The 2,616-nt window shown below is 69.6% G+C and carries 1 protein-coding gene; it reads left to right on the top strand.

Annotated features, from left to right (window positions below):
• Positions 1-2,616 (top strand): SNF2-related protein (locus tag ASF72_RS00640; RefSeq protein WP_442854143.1); only part of this gene is annotated, 2,616 nt, incomplete at both ends.

Raw genomic sequence — 2,616 nt, forward strand, 5'->3', positions numbered from 1 at the left:
CGGGGATGTCGTTCGACGCCGGCACCGGGCTGATGCTCGGCAAGGTCCGCGGCGGCGCAGAGGTGCCGTACTCCACCACCGCCAAGCTGGTCCGGAAGGCCGGCGGCTGGAGCTGTACCGTTGGCGTCTGCAGCTGCCCCGTCCGCAAGGACTGCAAGCATGTGGCCGCCCTGCTTTTCGCGGCCGAGGACAGCCCGGCGATCCGGGTCCAGCTGCTCTCCCCTGCCACCGCCACGCAGGTAGCGCGGGATCCAGCAGCCGTGGCCTTGACCGATTGGGAGGAAGCCCTCAGCCCGCTGATCTCCCGCACCGGGACCGCTCCGGCGGGCACGGGCGTCCCGCTGGCGCTGCAGTTCGAGATCGAGGAGCCCGCGCCGCACTTCTCCTACACAGGGCGCCGGGATCCGGTCCGCGGCGTCCGGCAGCTCAAGGCCCGGCCGGTCATCATGGGGTCCAAGGGCAAATGGATCCGTGGCGACGTTTCCTGGAACACGCTCAGCTACCTGAACTTCCGGCGTGAATGCAACGAGGCGCACGTCGAATGGATGCAGGAGTTCCTGGCCGCGCACTCGGCGTCCGCCAGCCGGATGCACAACTCCTCGGGGCTGTGGCTGGGGCTGAACTCCTACGCGGGCCGGAACCTGTGGAGCCTGCTGGCCGACGCCCGCAAGATCGGCCTGGCCCTGGTCCATTCGCGCGGCACCGAACCGGTCCGGATCGCGGAGTCCCCCGCCGCCGTCGGGCTTAACCTGGGCCGTTTCGGTACACCCGCCCCCGCGGAAGGCACACCGCCGGACGGCGGCCTGGAGCTCTCGCCCACCATCAGCGTTGACGGCGGCGAGGTGGACCCGGCCGCTGTGGGCACCCTGGGCCGGCCGGCGCATGGCCTCTTTTTCACCACCACGGCGGACGGCACTGTCCCGGAGACGCTGCCCGGCGTGACCGAGGGGCCGGCCACGGACACCGTGATCACCCTGGCGCCCCTGGAAAACGGGTTGAGCGAGGAACTTCTGGCGTTTGTGACGGCCGGCAGCGCGCTGCGGATCCCGGCCAAGGACGAGTCGCGGTTCCTCACCGGTTTTTACCCGAAGCTGAAGCAGACGGCACGGGTGACGGCGCGGGATGAGTCCGTGGAGCTGCCCACCCTGGCTGTTCCCACCCTCTCGCTGCTGGCGAACTATGGCGCCGACCACCGGGTGCGGCTGCATTGGGAGTGGCATTACAAGGCCGGGAAGCTGGTTACGGCCCAGCCGTTGTGGCGCCATCCGGGCGATCACGGCTACCGCGATGACACCGCCGAAGCGCGGATCCTCGACGGCATCGGGCAGCCCTGGGAGACGGTTCCGGCGCTGGGCGAGTCAGCCACCGGCGGCTGGGGCACGCCCCGGCTGGCAGCGTCCGTGGAACTCAAGGGCCTGGACACGCTGGCGTTCACCGAGGACGTGCTGCCCCGGCTCCGGGAGGCGCCGGACGTTGATGTGGACACCGCCGGTGACATCGCCGATTACCGGGAGGCGGAGGAAGCCCCCGTTGTGTCGATCTCCACCAAGGCCACGGAACAGCGCGACTGGTTCGACCTGGGCATCCAGATTTCGCTCGAAGGCCAGCCGGTCTCCTTCGCCGCGGTGTTCTCGGCGCTCGCTTCCGGGCAGACCAGGATGCTCCTGCCCACCGGCGCGTACTTCTCCCTGGACCTGCCGGAGCTGCACCAGCTGCGCGCCCTGATCGACGAAGCCCGCGAACTGCAGGACAACAAGGATGCGCCGCTGCAGATCAGCCGGTTCCAGGCCGGCCTGTGGGATGAACTGGCGCAGCTGGGAATCGTGGACGAGCAGGCGGCGTCCTGGCGCGCGGCGGTGGGCGGCCTGCTGGAAGGCGGCATCGAGGGCCTGCCGCTGCCGGCCAGCCTGGACGCGGACCTCCGGCCGTACCAGCTGGAAGGCTTCAACTGGCTGACGTTCCTGTACCGGCACAGCCTCGGCGGTGTCCTGGCCGACGACATGGGCCTGGGTAAAACCGTGCAGGCACTGGCCCTGATGTGCGCGGCAAAGGACCTGGCCGCCCAGTCCGCCGGCACTGACGGAACCGCTGCCGCCGTCGTACCCGGCAGCGTTGACGCTCAACCAACAGGTCCCGACGGCGGCGCCCCCTTCCTGGTGGTGGCCCCCACCAGCGTGGTGGGCAACTGGGCGGCGGAGGCTGCCCGCTTCGGTCCGGGGCTGAAGGTCCACACGGTCAGCGAGACGTTCGCGAAGAGCGGCCGGCAGCCGGCGGCGGCGATGGCGGGAGCCGACCTGGTGATCACGTCGTACGCGCTGTTCCGGATCGACTACGAGGCGTACGCGTCCCACGCCTGGTCCGGGCTGGTGCTGGATGAGGCCCAGTTTGTGAAGAACCACCAGTCCAAGGCGTACCAGTGCGCCCGGAAGCTGCCGGTCCCCTTCAAGCTGGCCATCACCGGAACGCCGCTGGAGAACAACCTGATGGAGTTCTGGGCGCTGACGTCCATCGTGGCGCCCGGGCTGTTCGCCAGTCCCAAGCGGTTTGCCGAAAACTACCAGAAGCCGGTGGAGAAAAACGCCGACAAGGGCCAGCTGGACAAGCTCCGGCGGCGGG

The sequence above is a fragment of the Arthrobacter sp. Leaf141 genome, from assembly GCF_001424565.1.
Lineage (GTDB): Bacteria > Actinomycetota > Actinomycetes > Actinomycetales > Micrococcaceae > Arthrobacter.